The organism is Micrococcus luteus NCTC 2665, from assembly GCF_000023205.1.
Taxonomy (GTDB): domain Bacteria; phylum Actinomycetota; class Actinomycetes; order Actinomycetales; family Micrococcaceae; genus Micrococcus; species Micrococcus luteus.
This window is the reverse complement of the sequence record NC_012803.1, coordinates 294,851-310,685: the sequence shown is the minus strand read 5'-3', so window position 1 is coordinate 310,685 and position 15,835 is coordinate 294,851. Positions and strand designations below refer to the sequence as shown.

At 73.9% G+C, this 15,835-nt stretch carries 14 protein-coding genes; 8 read left to right on the top strand and 6 right to left on the bottom strand.

Features of this window, described 5'->3' with window-relative positions; genetic code table 11:
- The first annotated feature begins 23 nt into the window (after window positions 1-23).
- From mmsB to MLUT_RS12970, 3 genes are read left to right on the top strand one after another with little or no spacing between them, the layout of a single operon-like run.
- Window positions 24-941 (top strand): 3-hydroxyisobutyrate dehydrogenase, encoded by a 918-nt coding sequence (gene mmsB / locus MLUT_RS12980; protein ID WP_010079524.1) that lies wholly within the window; start codon window positions 24-26, stop codon window positions 939-941.
- Window positions 938-1,735 carry an enoyl-CoA hydratase gene (locus MLUT_RS12975; RefSeq protein WP_010079525.1) on the top strand — a complete coding sequence of 266 codons (798 nt, stop codon included), beginning with the start codon at window positions 938-940 and terminating at the stop codon, window positions 1,733-1,735. Before mmsB ends, MLUT_RS12975 begins: the two co-directional genes overlap by 4 nt.
- Entirely contained in the window at window positions 1,732-2,919 is a 1,188-nt protein-coding gene (locus tag MLUT_RS12970) for an enoyl-CoA hydratase/isomerase family protein (protein WP_010079526.1), read from the top strand. Before MLUT_RS12975 ends, MLUT_RS12970 begins: the two co-directional genes overlap by 4 nt.
- Before the next feature lie 88 nt (window positions 2,920-3,007).
- Here the strand turns inward: MLUT_RS12970 and MLUT_RS12965 are convergent, their stop codons facing one another.
- Window positions 3,008-4,141 carry an acyl-CoA dehydrogenase family protein gene (locus tag MLUT_RS12965; protein WP_010079527.1) on the bottom strand — a complete coding sequence of 378 codons (1,134 nt, stop codon included), beginning with the start codon at window positions 4,139-4,141 and terminating at the stop codon, window positions 3,008-3,010.
- Window positions 4,142-4,306: 165 nt separating this feature from the next.
- Between MLUT_RS12965 and MLUT_RS12960 the strand changes: the two genes are divergently transcribed.
- The gene (locus MLUT_RS12960) at window positions 4,307-5,254 is read left to right on the top strand and encodes a PaaI family thioesterase (RefSeq protein WP_010079528.1); all 948 of its coding nucleotides are present in this window, start codon (window positions 4,307-4,309) and stop codon (window positions 5,252-5,254) included.
- 133 nt (window positions 5,255-5,387) lie between these two features.
- On the opposite strand, the gene MLUT_RS23530 is transcribed toward MLUT_RS12960, so the two are convergent.
- From MLUT_RS23530 to MLUT_RS12945, 3 genes are read right to left on the bottom strand one after another with little or no spacing between them, the layout of a single operon-like run.
- A complete protein-coding gene (locus MLUT_RS23530; protein ID WP_231936559.1) occupies window positions 5,388-7,037 on the bottom strand; it encodes a cytochrome b/b6 domain-containing protein in 1,650 nt (549 codons plus the stop codon).
- 52 nt (window positions 7,038-7,089) lie between these two features.
- Window positions 7,090-8,127 carry an electron transfer flavoprotein subunit alpha/FixB family protein gene (locus MLUT_RS12950; RefSeq protein ID WP_010079531.1) on the bottom strand — a complete coding sequence of 346 codons (1,038 nt, stop codon included), beginning with the start codon at window positions 8,125-8,127 and terminating at the stop codon, window positions 7,090-7,092.
- Window positions 8,124-8,906: an electron transfer flavoprotein subunit beta/FixA family protein gene (locus tag MLUT_RS12945; RefSeq protein WP_010079532.1), complete on the bottom strand. Its 783-nt coding sequence runs from the start codon at window positions 8,904-8,906 to the stop codon at window positions 8,124-8,126. The genes MLUT_RS12950 and MLUT_RS12945 overlap by 4 nt, the downstream gene beginning before the upstream one ends.
- Window positions 8,907-9,039: 133 nt before the next feature.
- Between MLUT_RS12945 and MLUT_RS12940 the strand changes: the two genes are divergently transcribed.
- The 3 genes from MLUT_RS12940 (at window position 9,040) to MLUT_RS12930 (ending at window position 12,748) form a co-directional block, all read left to right on the top strand.
- A complete protein-coding gene (locus MLUT_RS12940) occupies window positions 9,040-9,942 on the top strand; it encodes an NUDIX hydrolase (RefSeq protein WP_010079533.1) in 903 nt (300 codons plus the stop codon).
- Window positions 9,943-10,125: 183 nt separating this feature from the next.
- Window positions 10,126-11,544 carry an L-serine ammonia-lyase gene (locus MLUT_RS12935; protein ID WP_010079534.1) on the top strand — a complete coding sequence of 473 codons (1,419 nt, stop codon included), beginning with the start codon at window positions 10,126-10,128 and terminating at the stop codon, window positions 11,542-11,544.
- Window positions 11,545-11,650: 106 nt separating this feature from the next.
- Window positions 11,651-12,748: a YihY/virulence factor BrkB family protein gene (locus MLUT_RS12930; RefSeq protein ID WP_231936555.1), complete on the top strand. Its 1,098-nt coding sequence runs from the start codon at window positions 11,651-11,653 to the stop codon at window positions 12,746-12,748.
- A gap of 93 nt (window positions 12,749-12,841) precedes the next feature.
- Here the strand turns inward: MLUT_RS12930 and MLUT_RS12925 are convergent, their stop codons facing one another.
- Window positions 12,842-13,621 carry a thermonuclease family protein gene (locus MLUT_RS12925; RefSeq protein WP_010079536.1) on the bottom strand — a complete coding sequence of 260 codons (780 nt, stop codon included), beginning with the start codon at window positions 13,619-13,621 and terminating at the stop codon, window positions 12,842-12,844.
- A 145-nt stretch (window positions 13,622-13,766) separates the two neighbouring features.
- Window positions 13,767-14,699: a TspO-related membrane protein gene (locus MLUT_RS12920; protein WP_010079537.1), complete on the bottom strand. Its 933-nt coding sequence runs from the start codon at window positions 14,697-14,699 to the stop codon at window positions 13,767-13,769.
- Between the two features lie 114 nt (window positions 14,700-14,813).
- Here MLUT_RS12920 and MLUT_RS12915 point away from each other — a divergent pair, with 114 nt between their 5' ends.
- Window positions 14,814-15,710: an HAD family hydrolase gene (locus MLUT_RS12915; protein ID WP_010079538.1), complete on the top strand. Its 897-nt coding sequence runs from the start codon at window positions 14,814-14,816 to the stop codon at window positions 15,708-15,710.
- Window positions 15,711-15,835: the final 125 nt, after the last annotated feature.

The window sequence follows — 15,835 nt, the reverse complement described above, 5'->3', positions numbered from 1 at the left end:
CCCGTCCCGACCAGGAGGACCCCATGACCACCGTTCTGTTCCTCGGCCTCGGCCACATGGGCGGCCCCATGGCCGCCAACCTCGCCGCCGCGGGCCACCGTGTGCTCGGCTTCGACCTCGTCCCCGAGGCCCTCGAGAAGGCCCGTGCGGCCGGCGTCGAGACCGTCACGGACACGGCCGCGGCGGCCGCGGAGGCCGACGTCGTGCTGACCATGCTCCCCCACGGGCGCCTGGTGCTGGACGTCTACCGGGGTGAGGACGGCGACGGCGGCCTGCTCGCCGCCGCCCGGCCCGGCACCGTGTTCCTGGACTGCTCGACCATCGACGTCGCCGAGGCCCGCGAGGCGGCCGCGGCGGCGGAGGCGGCGGGCATGCGGGCGGCCGACGCGCCGGTCTCGGGCGGCCAGGTGGGCGCCGAGGCCGGCACCCTCGCCTTCATGGTGGGCGCCTCGGACGAGGTGTACGCCGAGGTGCTGCCGCTGCTCGAGGTCATGGGCGCGCGGATCGTGCACTGTGGGGCCGCCGGTCTGGGCCAGGCCGCGAAGATCTGCAACAACATGGTGCTGGGCATCACGCAGATCGCCGTCGCCGAGGCCTTCGTCCTGGGTGAGCGCCTGGGCCTGCAGCGCCAGGCCCTGTACGACGTGATGAGCAAGGCCTCCGGGCAGTGCTGGTCCCTGACCACCAACTGCCCGGTGCCCGGCCCCGTCCCCGGCTCCCCCGCGAACCGGGACTTCCAGCCCGGCTTCGCCGGCGCCCTGATGGCCAAGGACCTCGGGCTCGCACTCGCGGCCCTGGACGAGCAGGGCGTGGCGGCCGACCTGGGCCGCCTCGCGCAGGCCAAGTACGCCGAGTACGCCGCTGGAGAAGGCGCCGCCCGCGACTTTTCCAGCATCATCGAGGACATCCGAGCATCACACACGGACAGGAGCGAGGCATGAGCGAGCAGACCACCCCGGACGGCGCCGAGTCGCCGATCATCGTGGAGCGGCAGGGCCGGGTCGGCCACATCCGGCTGAACCGACCGAAGGCCCTGAACGCGCTGAACGAGGCCACGATGCGCGCCGTCGTCGCGGCGGTGCAGGAGCTGGACACCGACCCGGAGATCGGGGCGATCCTGCTCTCCGGCTCCCCCAAGGCGTTCGCCGCCGGCGCGGACATCAAGGAGATGGCCGCCAAGGAGTTCTCCGAGATGTACGCGGCCGACTGGTTCGCCGGCTGGGACGGGCTCACCCGTGCCCGCACCCCCATCGTGGCGTGCGTGACCGGCTACGCCCTCGGCGGCGGATGCGAGCTGGCCATGATGGCCGATGTGCTCGTGGCCGGCGAGGGCGCGAAGTTCGGCCAGCCCGAGATCAACCTCGGCGTCATCCCCGGCATGGGCGGCTCCCAGCGCCTGACCCGTGCCGTGGGCAAGGCGAAGGCCATGGACATGATCCTCACCGGCCGCATGATCGGGGCGGAGGAGGCCGAGCGCATCGGGCTCGTCTCCCGCGTGGTGGCCGACGAGAAGGCCCTCGAGGAGGCGCTGGAGGTGGCCGCGACCATCGCGTCCAAGTCCAAGCCGGCCTCCTGGATGGCCAAGGAGGCCGTCAACGCCGCGTTCGAGACCACCCTCGCCCAGGGCATCGCCTTCGAACGCCGCGTGTTCCACGCCGCGTTCGCCACGGCGGACCAGAAGGAGGGCATGGACGCGTTCGCGGCCAAGCGCGAGGCGCGGTGGCAGCACCGATGAGCGGCGCGCAGACCACGGCGACGACGGCCCCCACGGCCGCACGGGACGGGGCGGCGGACGAGGTGCTCCTCGAGGTCCGCGACGGCCTCGGCCGCATCACGCTGAACCGTCCGCGCGCCCTGAACGCGCTGACGCAGGACATGGTCCGGGCGATCGACGCGGCCCTGACCGACTGGGCCGCAGACCCCGCCGTGCGCGGCGTGCTGATCCGCGGCGCCGGGGAGAAGGGACTGTGCGCCGGCGGTGACGTCGTCTCCCTGCGCTCCTCGCTCCTGGCCGGGCGGTTCGCGGAGGCCGAGGAGTTCTTCCGCGACGAGTACGCGATGAACGAGCGCATCGCCACCTACCCCAAGCCGTACGTGGCCTTCATGGACGGCATCGTCCTGGGCGGCGGCATGGGCGTGTCCGCGCACGGCTCGCACCGCGTGGCCACCGAGCGGACGCGCGCCGGCATGCCCGAGACGGCGATCGGGTTCACCCCCGACGTCGGCGGCTCCTTCCACCTCGCCCGCGCACCCTTCCAGGCGGGCCGGCACCTGGCCGCGACCTCGGCGCACGCCTCCGGGTCCGACGCGGTGGCCCTGGGCCTGGCGGACGTCTTCGTGGAGTCCGCCCGGCTGGACGAGCTCGAGCAGGCCCTCGCCGCGGCGCTCGGCGCCCTCGGCTCGGCCGCGGACGCGGGCGCGCGCGACGACGCCGCCTTCGCCGCCTCCGACGAGGTGCTGGCCCGGTTCGCGGTGGCCGAGGACGCCCGGCCCGCCTCCGCCCTGGTGGCCGACCGGGAGTGGATCGAGGACGCCTACGGCCGGGAGACGGCCGCCGAGGTCCTCGCCGCCCTGGACGAGCGCGCCGCCGCGGGCGGGGAGCACGCCGAGGCTGCGGGAAAGGCCGCCGAGGCCATCCGTACCAAGTCCCCGACCGCCGTCGCCGTGGCCCACGAGGCCCAGCGCCGGCTGGCCGAGCGAGGAGCGGACCTGACCGTGGCCGACGCGCTGCGCCAGGAGTTCACGATCGGCACCCACCTGATGCGCGAGCCGGACATGGCCGAGGGCATCCGCGCGCTGCTCGTGGACAAGGACAAGGATCCGACGTGGAGCCCGGCCCGGCTCGAGGACGTCTCGGCCGAGGACGTGGCCGGACACTTCGAGCCCGTGCCCGGGGTGGACCCGCTGCAGCTCGGCTGAGCCCGCCCCGACGCACGACGCCCCGTGGTCACGTGTGGTGACCGCGGGGCGCCGTGCTGTGTGGGGCGACCGGGCGGGCCCCCCGGCCTCAGCCGATCAGGCCGCGACCCACGATCATGCGCATGATCTCGTTGGACCCCTCAAGGATCCGGTGCACACGCAGGTCCCGGACGAGCTTCTCCACGCCGTACTCGTGCAGGTAGCCGTAGCCGCCGTGCAGCTGCAGGGCGGTGTCGGCGGCCTCGTAGCCGGACTCGGTGGCCACGAGCTTGGCCATGGCGCACAGGCGCACGGTGTCCGGGTCGTTGCGATCCAGGGCGTCCGCGGCGCGCATGAGCATCGTGTGGGCGGTCTCCAGCTTCACGGACATGTCCGCGAGCTCGAAGACCAGGGCCTGCTTGGTGGTGAGCGGCTCGCCGAACGCGCTGCGCTCCTTGAGGTAGCGGGTGGCCTTGTCCAGGGCGGCCAGGCCTCCGCCGATCGAGCAGGCGCCGATGTTCAGGCGGCCGCCGTTGAGGCCCTTCATGGCGATGCGGAAGCCGTCGCCCTCCTCGCCGAGGCGGTCGGCCACGGGCACGCGGACGTCCTCGAAGATCACCTGGCGCGTGGGCTGGGTGTGCCAGCCCATCTTCTTCTCGTTGGGGCCGAAGGACAGGCCGGGGGTGTCCTTGTGGACCACGACGGCGGAGATCCCCCGGGCCCCCGTGTCGGCGGTGCGGCACATCACCACGTAGCAGTCGGACGCGCCGGCGCCGGAGATGAACTGCTTGACGCCGTTGAGGACGTAGTGGTCGCCGTCGCGGACGGCGCGGGTCTTCAGCGCGGCCGCGTCCGAGCCGGCGCCGGGCTCGGTGAGGCAGTAGCTGGCCAGGTGCGCCATGCCCACGAGGTCGGGGATCCAGCGGGCGCGCTGCTCGTCGCTGCCGAAGGAGTCGATCATCCAGGCGACCATGTTATGGATGGAGATGTAGGCGGCGAAGGCCGGGTCCGCCTTGGCGAGTTCCTCGAAGATCAGGATCGCGTCCGTGCGCTCCAGGCCGGTGCCGCCGTGCTCCTCCCCCACGTAGATGCCGCCCAGGCCGAGCTCGCCGGCCTCGGCGAGGACGTCCACCGGGAAGTGCTTCTCGGCATCCCAGTCGAGGGCGTGCGGGGCGACGCGCTGCTCGGCGAAGTCGCGGACGGCGTCGACCAGGGCCTTCTGGTCATCGGTGATGGAGAACATGGGTTCGCCCTCCTGGGGCTCGGTCCGGCCGCGCGGGCGGTCCACGACGGGGCGGTGCGGGGGTGACACCGCGGGCGGCGACAGGGTGTGACTGTCGTCACCATGATAATAGGACATCCAATGACTTGCCGTGTCGCCGCCGGGCCGTGGGCTAGCGTGCTCCCCGTGCAGACCACCACCAGCCCCACCGCGGACTCGCCCACCGGCCCCCGCTCCCATGCCTCCGGCCGCACGGAACAGCTGTTCGGCATCCGCCGCCACGCGCTGATGACCGAGCGGGACGGTGCCCTCAACCCGGCCGCGTTCGAGGTCGGCCCGTGGTGCCTCGACCTGGACGGCCGGCCCACCGGCGCGGCGGCCACCGTGATCATGGACAACGCCACGGCGGTGGCCGTGCACCACGCGGCCCGGGACATCGAGACCGTGGTCACCACCGAGCTGCAGGTCAACGTGCTCGGCCCGCTGCCCGCCTTCGACGCGGCCGCCGTCACGGCCGGGGACGAGGACGGCCCGCTGCTGGAGTGCTGGACCCGCCCGCTGGCCTGGGATGCCGGCGGCGGCGTGGCCCGCGCGTGGCTCGAGGACGCAGACGGGCGTCGCGTGGTCGAGGCGACCGGCTGGTTCCAGTCGGTGCCCGCCGGAGCGCAGGAGCGGATGGCCGAGTTCGTCGCCACCGGACGGCTGCCCCGCGGGGCCGAGACCCGCGTGCCCATGCCGGGGCTGCTGGCCGCCCGCCCCGAGTCGCTGCCGACGGCCGATCCGGACGCGCGCCCCGCCGTCGCCGCCGCGCCGACCGTGGGCGTCCGCTTCGCCCCGAAGCCGGAGCTGGCCAACCCGTCGGGCGCAGTCCACGGCGGGGCCATGACGCTGCGGGCGGTCACCGCCGCGCAGGCGGCCATGCCGGACCGCGAGCGCTACGACGTCCAGGCCGTGCGCGTGGTGTTCGTGCGCCCGGGTCACGGCGAGATGGTCGCCCTCACGCGGGTGCGGCACGCCGGCCGGTCCCTGCGCCTCGTGGACGTGGACCTCGTGCCGGTCGGCGCCGACGGCGTCCCCGTGGCCGACAAGCCGATGGTCCAGGTGCAGGTCACCTTCCGCGCGACCCGGAGCTGACGCCCCGCACGCCCGGGCACCCGGGCGCTTTCGAACGTGAGATAGGGCCTACCCCACGTTCGAAAGCGCTCATTCCCCCGACATCACGTTCGAAAGTCCCGGGAGGAGGAGGCGTCGCCGTCGTGGGGCCGGCTCAGCGGCCCACGGTGCCGAACCGGGAGGCCACGGGGGCCGTGAAGGCGGGCTTCAGGAAGAACCACGCGGCGGCGGTGACCGCCACGCTCACGAGGAACACCACGAGGCCCCACGCGTCGGTGGCACCACCCCGCGAGGTGTACATGTGGTTCAGGTTCGTCAGCAGGCCCGTGAAGGCCACGAGGAACACGTGCACCAGGATGAACGCCACGAAGAAGACCATCACCGGGAAGTGCACCTTGCGGGCCACCTCCATGGGGAACGCCTTGTTCAGTCCCGTGGCCTCCGTGGGGAACCACGAGGACATGCGCCAGCCCGTGAGGGCGGCGAGCGGGGCGGCCACGAACACCACCAGCGCGTAGGAGAGCATCTGCAGCGCGTTGTAGTGCACCCAGCCGTTCTCCGTGGGCCAGTCCAGGGACAGGTATTGGATGCCGGCGGACAGGGCGTGCTGGAACACGTGCGGGTCCGTGGGCACGATCCGCGCCCAGTGGCCGGTGGCGATCAGCAGCACCACGAAGATCAGGCCGTTGAGCAGCCACAGCGCGTCGAGGGCCTGGTGCATCCAGATGGTGAGCGAGAACTTCTTCGGGGTGTTGCCCCGCGCGGAGAACAGGCCGTCCTTCGTCGGAGTGAAGTTGGCCGGAGGCCGTGTCTCGTGACGGATCTGCAGGCCCGTCCGGATGATCAGCACCATCAGGAACATGTTCAGGAAGTGCTGCCAGCCCATCCACCAGGGCATCCCCTCGGGGGTGCCCTCGGGCAGGACCGGGTGCCCGTCGTAGGTCGCGATGAAGTCCGCCACCGGGTCCAGGCTCCGCAGCCAGCGTCCGGCCAGCACCGCGAGCAGCGCCAGCACCACGACGCCGGCCACCGCCGGCAGCGCCTTGCGCAGACGGGACGGGGCGGCGGACTCGGCGGCGTCCGTCTCCGCTGCCCGAGCGGGCGTGCCGGTGGCGGCCCCGGGGGCGGCCCGGGGCGGCTGCGCGGCGGAGGCCGGCGGGGCCGAACGGGTGTCCGGCGCGGTGGGAGCCGGCTCCGCGGCCGGCGCCGCGGCCGCGGGCTCGGCGACGACCGGCTCCGGTGCGACGACCTCCTGCGCCACCGTCTCCGGCGCGGTGGGGGCGCCCACGGCGGCCAGCTCGGTGAACCACTCCCCCTCCCGGGCGAACGGCACGTACCCGGCCATGCGTCGCCGCTCCGCGAGCGGCACGAGGTCGGACTCCACGGGAGCGCCCACCCCGGCCGCGGCCGGCGCACCGGTCGCAGCGGCGGCGACGACGGCCGCCACGTCCGGCACGACGGGCTCGGTCTCCGCCGGTGCGGGGGCCTGCGTCGGGGACGCGGAGGCGGCGATCGGCTCGGGGGCGGCGGGCCGCGCCGGAGCGGCGGCCGGGGTCGAGCCCGCAGCCGGGGCGGGGGCCCCGCCGAGCCACTCAGCCTCGCGGGCGAACGGGACGTACCCGGCCATGCGGCGTCGCGCGGACAGGGGCGTCAGGGCCGACGCCGGGGCGGGGGCCGCCGTCGTGGTGTCCTGCGCCGGGGCGGGGGCCGCCGTCGTGGTGTCCTGCCCCGGGGCGGGGGCGGGCTCGGTCTCGGCCGGGGCGCCCTTCAGGGGGACGTAACCGGCCATTCGCTGCTTGGGCATGCTTCTCCTCGTCCGAGGGGCGCGGTCCGCAGCGGACCGCGCCCGCACCGGTTCAGCCGCGGCGGGTGCGCAGCTGCTCGATGACCTGCGGGACCACCTGGAAGATGTCCCCGACCACGCCGAAGTCGGCGTGCTCGAAGATCTCGGCGTCCTCGTTCTTGTCGATCGCCACGATGGTCTTGGCGGTCTTCATGCCGGCCAGGTGCTGGATGGCGCCGGAGATGCCCAGGGCGATGTACAGGTTCGGGGACACGATCACGCCGGTCTGGCCCACCTGGCGCTCGGCCGCGGTGTAGCCGGAGTCGACGGCGGCACGCGAGGCACCCACGGCGGCGCCGAGCTCGTCGGCGAGCTGCTCGACGATCGCGAAGCCCTCCTCGGAGCCCACGCCGCGACCGCCGGCGACGACGGTCTTCGCGCCGCGCAGCGGCGGACGGGCGGAGTTCTGCGTGCGGGGGTTCACCTCGAGCACCCGGGCGCCGGCGGTCACCGGGCCCAGCTCGGCGGCGGCCAGCTCCACGACCTCGGGCGCCTCGACGGCCGGAGCCCGATCCGCGACGGCGCCGGGGCGCACGGTGATGATCCGGGGGCCGCCCTCGCCGGTGGACTCGCTGAGGTAGTCGCCGCCGAACACGGAGTGGCGGGCGATGACCTCGTCGTCGGCCCAGCGCAGCCCCACGGCATCCGCGCAGACGGGGCCGCGGGCGCGGACGGACAGGCGGCCGGCCACCGCGCGGGACTCGGGGCTGCTGGAGAGCAGCACGGCCACGGGCGCGGTGCGGGCGGCCGCGGCGGCGAGGGCCTGCACGGCGGCGTCGCCGAGGGTGGTGGCGGCGTCGTCGGCCACGAGGACGTGGACGCGCGTGGCGCCGTACTCCCCCAGACGGGCGACGGCGGCGTCCCTGCCCTCCGCGCCGGTCACGAGGACGGCCTCGGGCACGCCCACGGTGGCGGCGGCGCCGAGCAGCTCGGCCACGACCGGGCGGAGCGCGCCGTCCGCGCCGATCTCGGCGTGCACCAGCACGGTCTGACCGCTGTTCGCGGCGTCGGTCTGCGTCGTCATCTCGGTCTCCTCCACGTTCGCGCTCACACGAGCCCCCGACCCGCGAGGAACTCCACCAGCCGCTCGGCGGCGGTGCCGTCGTCGGTGATCTTCTCGCCCGCGGCACGCTCGGGACGCGTGTCCGCCGAGACCATCACGGAGCGGTAGGCGGCCTCGGCCGGGCCCGCGGCGATGCCGAGGTCGGCCAGGGACAGCACGGTGAGCGGCTTCTTCTTGGCCGCCATGATGTTCTTGAAGTTCGGGAACCGCGGCTCCGCGGTCTTCTCCGTCAGGCCCGCCACGGCGGGCAGGGCGACGGCGGCGCGCACGTCCGCGTCCGAGGTCGCCACGGTGCCGGTCAGCTCGCCGTCGGCCAGCTCGGGGGCCTCGGCGTGCGGCAGGTAGGGCCGGTCCAGGAGCTCGGCGACCATGGCGGGCACCACGCCGGTGCCGCCGTCCGTGGACACCGTGCCGGCGAGCACGAGGTCGGCGCCCTCCTTCTCGACGGCCGCGGCGATCACGCGAGCCGTCTGCACGGCGTCCGAGCCGACGAGTGCGTCGTCGGTGATCTGCACGGCGGAGTCCGCGCCCATGGCCAGCATCTTGCGCAGGGTCTTCGAGGAGTCCTCGGGGCCCACCGTCAGGGCCACGACCTCGACGTCCGCGCCGGCGTCCCGCCAGCCCAGGGCGACCTCCATGACGCGCTCGCTGATCTCGTCCGGCACGGGCTCGGCCGCGCCGTCGCGCACCACCCAGCCGGTCTCCAGGCTCAGCTCACGCTCCTGCCACGTGTCCGGCACCTGCTTGGCCAGCACCAGGATCTTCACGGCCTCTCCTCCTTGGGTCGCGGTCTCGCCCCGGGGCCTCCGCCCCGAGCACGGTGACTTACGCTACAGACTACGGGGCCGCCGTCGTCGGCCCGTGCGTCCGGACCATGATCGCCCGAACCGAGGAGGCACCGTGAGCCCCGCCGCCCCGCCCGCCGCCGAGGACCGGCCCCGGGTCCCGGCGGTGCCCGCCTCCTCCCTCGTGCTGGTCCGGCCCGGGGCCGGCGGCGAGACCTCGGTGTTCACCGTCCGCCGCGCCGGGACCATGGCCTTCAGCGCCCACGCCACGGCCTTCCCCGGCGGCCGCGTGGACCCCGCGGACGACCTGCCGGACCGGCTGTGGGAGGGCACGGATCTGGCCGACTGGGGCCGGCGCCTGGGGCTGCCGCACGAGCCCGCGGACGCCCACGGCACCCTCGCGGAACTCGACCCCGCCGACGGCGCCGGCCGCGTGCTGGCCGCCGCCGTCCGCGAGACGTTCGAGGAGACCGGAGTGCTCCTGGCCCGGGACGCCGACACCGGCACCCCCGTGGACCCGGCCCGGGTGGCCGCGTTCCCCGACGAGCTGCGCGACGCCGTCGAGCGCCACGAGGTGGACTTCGGGGAGCTGCTCGACCGCGAGGGGCTGCGCCCCGACGCCGGCGCGCTCGTGCCGTGGTCCCGGTGGATCACCCCGCACGGGGGCCCGCGCCGCTACGACACGTTCTTCTTCGCCGTCCACCTGCCGCAGGGCCAGTCCCCCGAGCGGATGTCCTCCGAGGCGGCCAGCCACGGCTGGGCGTCGCCCGCCGAGCTCCTGCGCCGCTTCCGGGCCGGCGAGGTCAACCTGATGGCCCCCACGTGGTGGCAGCTGCGCACCATGGTCGACGCCGGCGAGGACATCTACGCGGGCCGCTCCCGGTTCGAGCCCCTCGAGGGGGTCATGCTCGTGGCCGGGCAGGGGCCCGTGTTCCGCCACGCGGACGAGTATCTGCGTGACCTGACGGCGTTCCGCGCGGCCGCGCAGGTGGAGGAGTCCAAGGACAACATCCTCTGAGCGCTCCCGGCTCCGGTCCGTGCGGCGGGCGACGGGCCGGAGAGCACCGCGGACCACGACCCGCGGCCCCGTGGCCTGCCGGACCCCGTGCCCCTAGTCTGGTCTGCACCGGATCACCCGGCTCCGCGCGTCCGGCCCCAACCCCGGCCACCGCGCGTCCCGCTCGCACCCTAGGAGCACTGCATGGCGCTCAGCGTCCTCGACCTGTTCTCGATCGGCATCGGCCCGTCCTCGTCCCACACCGTGGGGCCCATGCGCGCCGCCCGCCGCTTCACGGACAGCATGGGCCAGCACGGCGTCCTCGAGCGCACGGCCCGCGTGCACGCCGAGCTGTTCGGCTCGCTGGCGGCCACCGGCGTGGGCCACGGCTCGGACACCGCGGTGCTGCTCGGCCTGGCAGGCCAGGACCCCGAGACCATCGACCCGGACGCCTGCACCGGGCTCGTGGAGGAGATCGTCACGGGCGGTCGGCTGCCCCTGGACGGGCGCCACGAGATCGCCTTCGACCGGCAGGCGGACCTGACGCTGCACATGCGCGAGTCCCTGCCCGGGCATCCGAACGGCATGCGCCTGACCGCCTACGACGACGCCGGCGAACAGCTCCACACCCGCGACTACTACTCGGTGGGCGGCGGCTTCGTGGTCACCTCGGACGAGCTCGAGGCCGAGCTGGACGCCACCAAGGACGTCAACCGCACCGACGACGGCGACACCGGCGAACCGTACCCCTTCTCCACGGGCGCCGAGCTCGCCGCCCGCTGCCACGAGGCGGGCCTGAGCATCGCGGAGCTCATGCTCGCCAACGAGGCCACCCGCCACGACCTCGACGCGCTGCGCACCCAGCTGCTGGCCATCTGGGCCGTCATGGAGGAATGCGTCCACAACGGCGTGACCCGCACCGAGCCGATCCTGCCCGGCGGACTGCAGGTCCGCCGTCGGGCGCCCGCGCTGCGGGAGCACCTGCTGCAGACCACCAACCGCACCGACCCCATGTGGGCCATGGAGTGGGTCAACCTCTTCGCGCTCGCGGTGAACGAGGAGAACGCCTCGGGCGGGCGCATCGTCACCGCACCCACGAACGGCGCCGCGGGCATCATCCCGGCCGTCATGCTCTACTACATGCGCTTCGTGCTCCCCGAGGGCGCCACGCAGCAGGAGCGGGACGACAAGGTGGTCGAGTTCCTGCTCACCGCGGCGGCGATCGGCATCCTGTACAAGCGCAACGCCTCCATCTCCGGCGCCGAGGTCGGCTGCCAGGGCGAGGTCGGCTCGGCCTGCTCCATGGCGGCGGGCGCGCTGTGCGCCGTGCTCGGCGGCACGGTGGACCAGGTGGAGAACGCGGCCGAGATCGGGATCGAGCACAACCTCGGGCTGACGTGCGACCCCGTGGGCGGCCTCGTCCAGGTGCCGTGCATCGAACGCAACGCGATCGCGTCCGTGAAGGCCATCAACGCGGCCCGGCTGGCGCTGCTCGGGGACGGCTCGCACCGGGTGACCCTGGACCAGGCCATCAAGACCATGCGCGACACCGGCGCGGACATGAAGTCCAAGTACAAGGAGACCTCGCGCGGCGGCCTGGCCGTGAACGTCATCGAGTGCTGATCGCCCGGGTCCGCGGCCCAGCGCCGCTCCGGTCGGGACGGATGGGGCACCCGTCCGCTACCGTGACTCCCGATCCGCACCCTGCCCCGAGCGTGAGAGGACCGACGTGGCCATTCATCCTGTGGACGCGACCCTGGAGGCCGCGAAGATCGATCCCGACCAGCGTGCCGAGAGGCTCCAGGGCGTGAAGCTCGACGGCGCCGGCTGGAAGTACGCGCTCACGCGCGCGCTCAAGGAGTTCGGCAACGACGGCGGCACCGACCTGGCCGCGAAGCTCACCTACTACCTGGTGCTCTCACTGGCCCCCTCGCTGCTGGCCGTGTTCTCCATCCTGTCCCTCGTGCTCGCCTCCAACCGCGGGGCCATCGACGATCTGCTGGGGCAGCTGACCGGCCTGGTCCCGAGCGACTACCAGCCGCTCGTCACGAACCTGGTGACCACCATGAGCGACTCGGCCGACTCAGGCGGCGGGATCGTCGCCCTCATCATCGGCATCGCGACCGCCCTGTGGTCCGCCTCCGCGTACGTGAAGGCGTTCAACCGCTCGGCCAACACGGTGTACGGCTACGAGGAGGGCCGCGGCCTGGTGAAGCTGACGCTGACCAACCTGCTCACCACGCTCATCCTGATCGTGGGCATCGTGGCCGTGCTGCTCTCGCTGGCGCTGAACCGCTCGCTCGTGGACGGCTTCCTCCAGCCGATCGCCGGCCCGCTCGGCATGACCGGCGTGGTGAACTTCCTCTCGGACACGTTCCTGCCGGTGTGGGCGTGGGTGAAGTGGCCCGTCGTCGTCGTGATCCTGCTGGTGCTGATCGCGACCCTGTACTACACCACCCCGAACGTCCAGAAACCGCGTTTCCACCTCTTCGGCCCCGGCAACATCGTGGCGCTGGTGGGCATGGTGCTGGCCGCGGTGGCCCTGTCCGTGTACTTCACGCAGTTCGCCGGCTACTCGGCGTACGGCGCGATCGGCACGATCATGGCGCTGCTGTTCGCCCTGTGGATCTTCAACATCGTGCTGCTGCTCGGCCTGGAGGTCGACGCCGAGGTGGAGCGTGCCCGCCAGCTCGAGGCCGGCCTGCCCGCCGAGGTTCGGGTGCAGCTGCCCCCGAAGGACGTGGCCGCGGTGGAGAAGCGCGTTGAGAAGCAGACGACTTTGGAGGAGCGCGGCTACGAGCTGCGAGCGGTCCACGAGGGCCGCTGACCGCACCCGGCGCGGCGCCGAGCACACGTTCCGCACGGACGACGACGGCCGCTCACCTGGCGAGGTGGGCGGCCGTCGTCGTGCGCGGGGCCCTCAGCGCCGGGCCGCGCGGTAGCCGTCCGCCTGGGCCGCGGAGGCGGAGGCGTAGCAGTTGCGCGCGTTGGTCCTGCCGTAGTGCTGCTGACCGGGCATGTGGTAGATGCCCGAATTGTCGTTGGCCTTGACCGGGTGGGAGTCCGGGCACACGGAGCCGGCTCCGCTCACCGGCCCCGCGTCCCCGTCCGCGGGGGCGGCTTCGGGCGCGGGGGCCGCCTCCGGGACGGGGGCCGGGGCCGCCTCCGGGATGGGCTCGGCCGCGGCGCCGCACTCCCCGGAGAACCTGCCGACGCCGTTCGCCCGGGCCTCCTCCCACGCCGCCTCCACCTCGGGCAGGAAACGGTCGTTGCCGTCGAAGACCGCCGGCTCGCCGTAGCCCAGGCGGGCCATCTCTGCGTTGACCAGGACGCCGTCTGCGTACACGCCGGCGAGGAGGCGGTCATAGCGGTCGTGGAGCCGGCGGTCGTACCGCAGCACCACCGTGTCGCCGGGGCTGATCATCGACGTCAGCGCCGCCGTCGCCTCCGGGCCCATGCACTCCACCGGCTTCGAGGGGTGACGGGTCTCGGGGGTGTCGATGTTGAGCAGGCGCACCCGCGTGGACACCTCGCCGAGGGTCACGCGGAGCGTGTCGCCGTCCGAGATCGACTCGACCGTGACCACGTCGCCCTCGGTGCTCGCCGGGGTGACGCCGTCGTCGGTGGCGGTGCAGCCGGTGAGCAGGAGCAGGGACAGTGCGGCCGCGGGGAGCGCCGCGCGCAGACGGGCAAGGGGCACGAGGATCCTGGAGGGGAGGGGGACATGACGAAGGCCCCGCCGTGAGGCGGGGCCTTCGGATCGGCACATCATCGCATGGGGGAGGCGGTGGCGTTACTGCACGTCAAGACAGCATCGTCCCCCGTTCCGTCAACGACGACGGGGGTCAGCGTCGGCCGTCGATGGGGTCGCCGCCGCCGTCGAGGGCGTCGAGGACGAGGTCGCGGGCCTCGCCCGTCGCGGACCGGCGGGAGAGCAGCAGCGCGGCCAGCCAGCACAGCAGGACGATCGCGGCGCCGCCCCACGCCAGGAGGGCGAGGCTGCCCGAGAGCAGCCCCGTGCCGTCCGCGCGGCCGACGCCGATCCACACCAGACCCCACGCGAGCGCGAGGGCCGGAGCCGGGCGGCCGCCGTTGTACACGGCCGTGAACGCGCCGATCAGCACCGCCACCACGAGCATCACCTTCGCCCAGAGGGAGGACTGCCCCGGATCGCCGACGACGCCGGTCGAGGCCAGCCACGCGGCCAGGTTCGCCACGGCGGCGATCGAGACCCAGCCCAGATGCAGGCCCTGCACCCCGTCCAGGAGGATCCGCTCACCCCAGCTGTGCGCGCGGACGGATTCGAGGAGCACCAGGATCCACGCCAGGCATGCCAGCAGCAACGCGATCACCACGACGCTCAGCCCCAGCAGCCCGGCCTGCACCGTCCAGATCCACGCGGCGTTGAGCAGCACCGAGACCAGGATCCACGGTCGCAGGCGGTCGTGACGGGCCGACTGGGCCGAGGGGAGGAACTGCCACACGGCGTACGCCAGCAGGCCCGCGTAGATCACGGACCAGATGCCGAACGCGGGGGTCGCCGGGGATACCCAGGTGGCGTCCGGGCCGAGCCAGCCGCCCGCGGCCTCGGCCACCGGGGTCAGGCCGCCGACGACGCCGGAGCCCAGGAACGCGGCCACGACCGCGAGGATCACGACCACGAGCATGGCCACCCGACCGCCCGTCGAGGACAGCCCCTTCCCCGAGCTGGGGACGCGCGCCGCGGCGTCGGGGCCGAAGGGGCTGCGGGACGGGCCGAGGTCGGTGGCGGTGCTCATGGGTGCTCCCGTGGGGTGATCGTCGGGGGTGCGCCCCGGGTGGGGCGGGTCTCAGGGTCAGCGTAGCCGCCGGGCCCATCGCGGGCACGGGCCACCGCGGCCTAGGGTGAGGGCATGCGCACTCCCTCCCCGATCGGACTCCTGCTGGACGTGGACGGCCCCGTGGCCTCCACCGAGACCCGGACCGTGCCGGAGGGGATCATCGACGTACTCGTCCGCCTCGCGCGGCGCGGGGTGCCGGTCGGCTTCAACACGGGCCGCTCCACGGACTTCCTCCTGCACAGCGTGATCGCCCCGCTGCGGGACGCGGGTCTCCCGGACGACGCTCCCTTCCACGCGATCTGCGAGAAGGGCGCCGTGTGGTTCCCGTTCTCCGCGGTGCCCTCCGGGGACCTGCCCGACGTCACCGTGGACGGCACCGCCCCGGACTGGCTCCGCACCGACCCGGACATGGCCATCGACGCGGACACCCGTGACGCGATCTGGGCCCTCAACGATGAGCGCGCCGGGGACCTGCAGTTCATCGACCGCACCAAGCTGGCCATGGTCTCCCTCGAGAAGACGGTGGGCGCGGACCAGACGGAGTACGAGCGGGTGCGCGACGACGTCGCCGCGGGCGTCGAGGACCTGCTCGCCGAGCGCGGACTCGCCGAGGACGTGCGCGTGGCCCCCTCGGTGATCTCGGTGGACGTCGAGCACCGCTCCTCCGGCAAGGACCTGGGCGTCGAGCGCTGCTTCGACCTGCTGGCGGAGGCGGGCACCCCGGTGCCCGAACGCTGGCTCACCGCGGGCGACTCGCGCAGCGACTACGCCATGGCCGACCGGCTGCACGAGCGCGGACTGGCCGTGGAGCACATGGACGTGCGGCCCGCCGACGGCGTCCCCGAGAAGCCCTACGGCGTGGTGACGGCGGCGATCCTCGCCGAACGCGGCATCGGCGGCGCCGGGGACGTCCACGAGCGGGCGGGCGAGTCCCTGCTGCGCTGGGTCGAGCGCGACCTGCTGCGCTGACCAGGCCGGACGCCCCCTGCGGGCGGCCGACCCTCCCCGGGCCGGGACCTCGACGCCTAGCGTGGAAGGGAATGCCGCGCCCCTGCCGAACCGGCCCGGGCGCCTCCCGACCAGAGAGAGGTTCC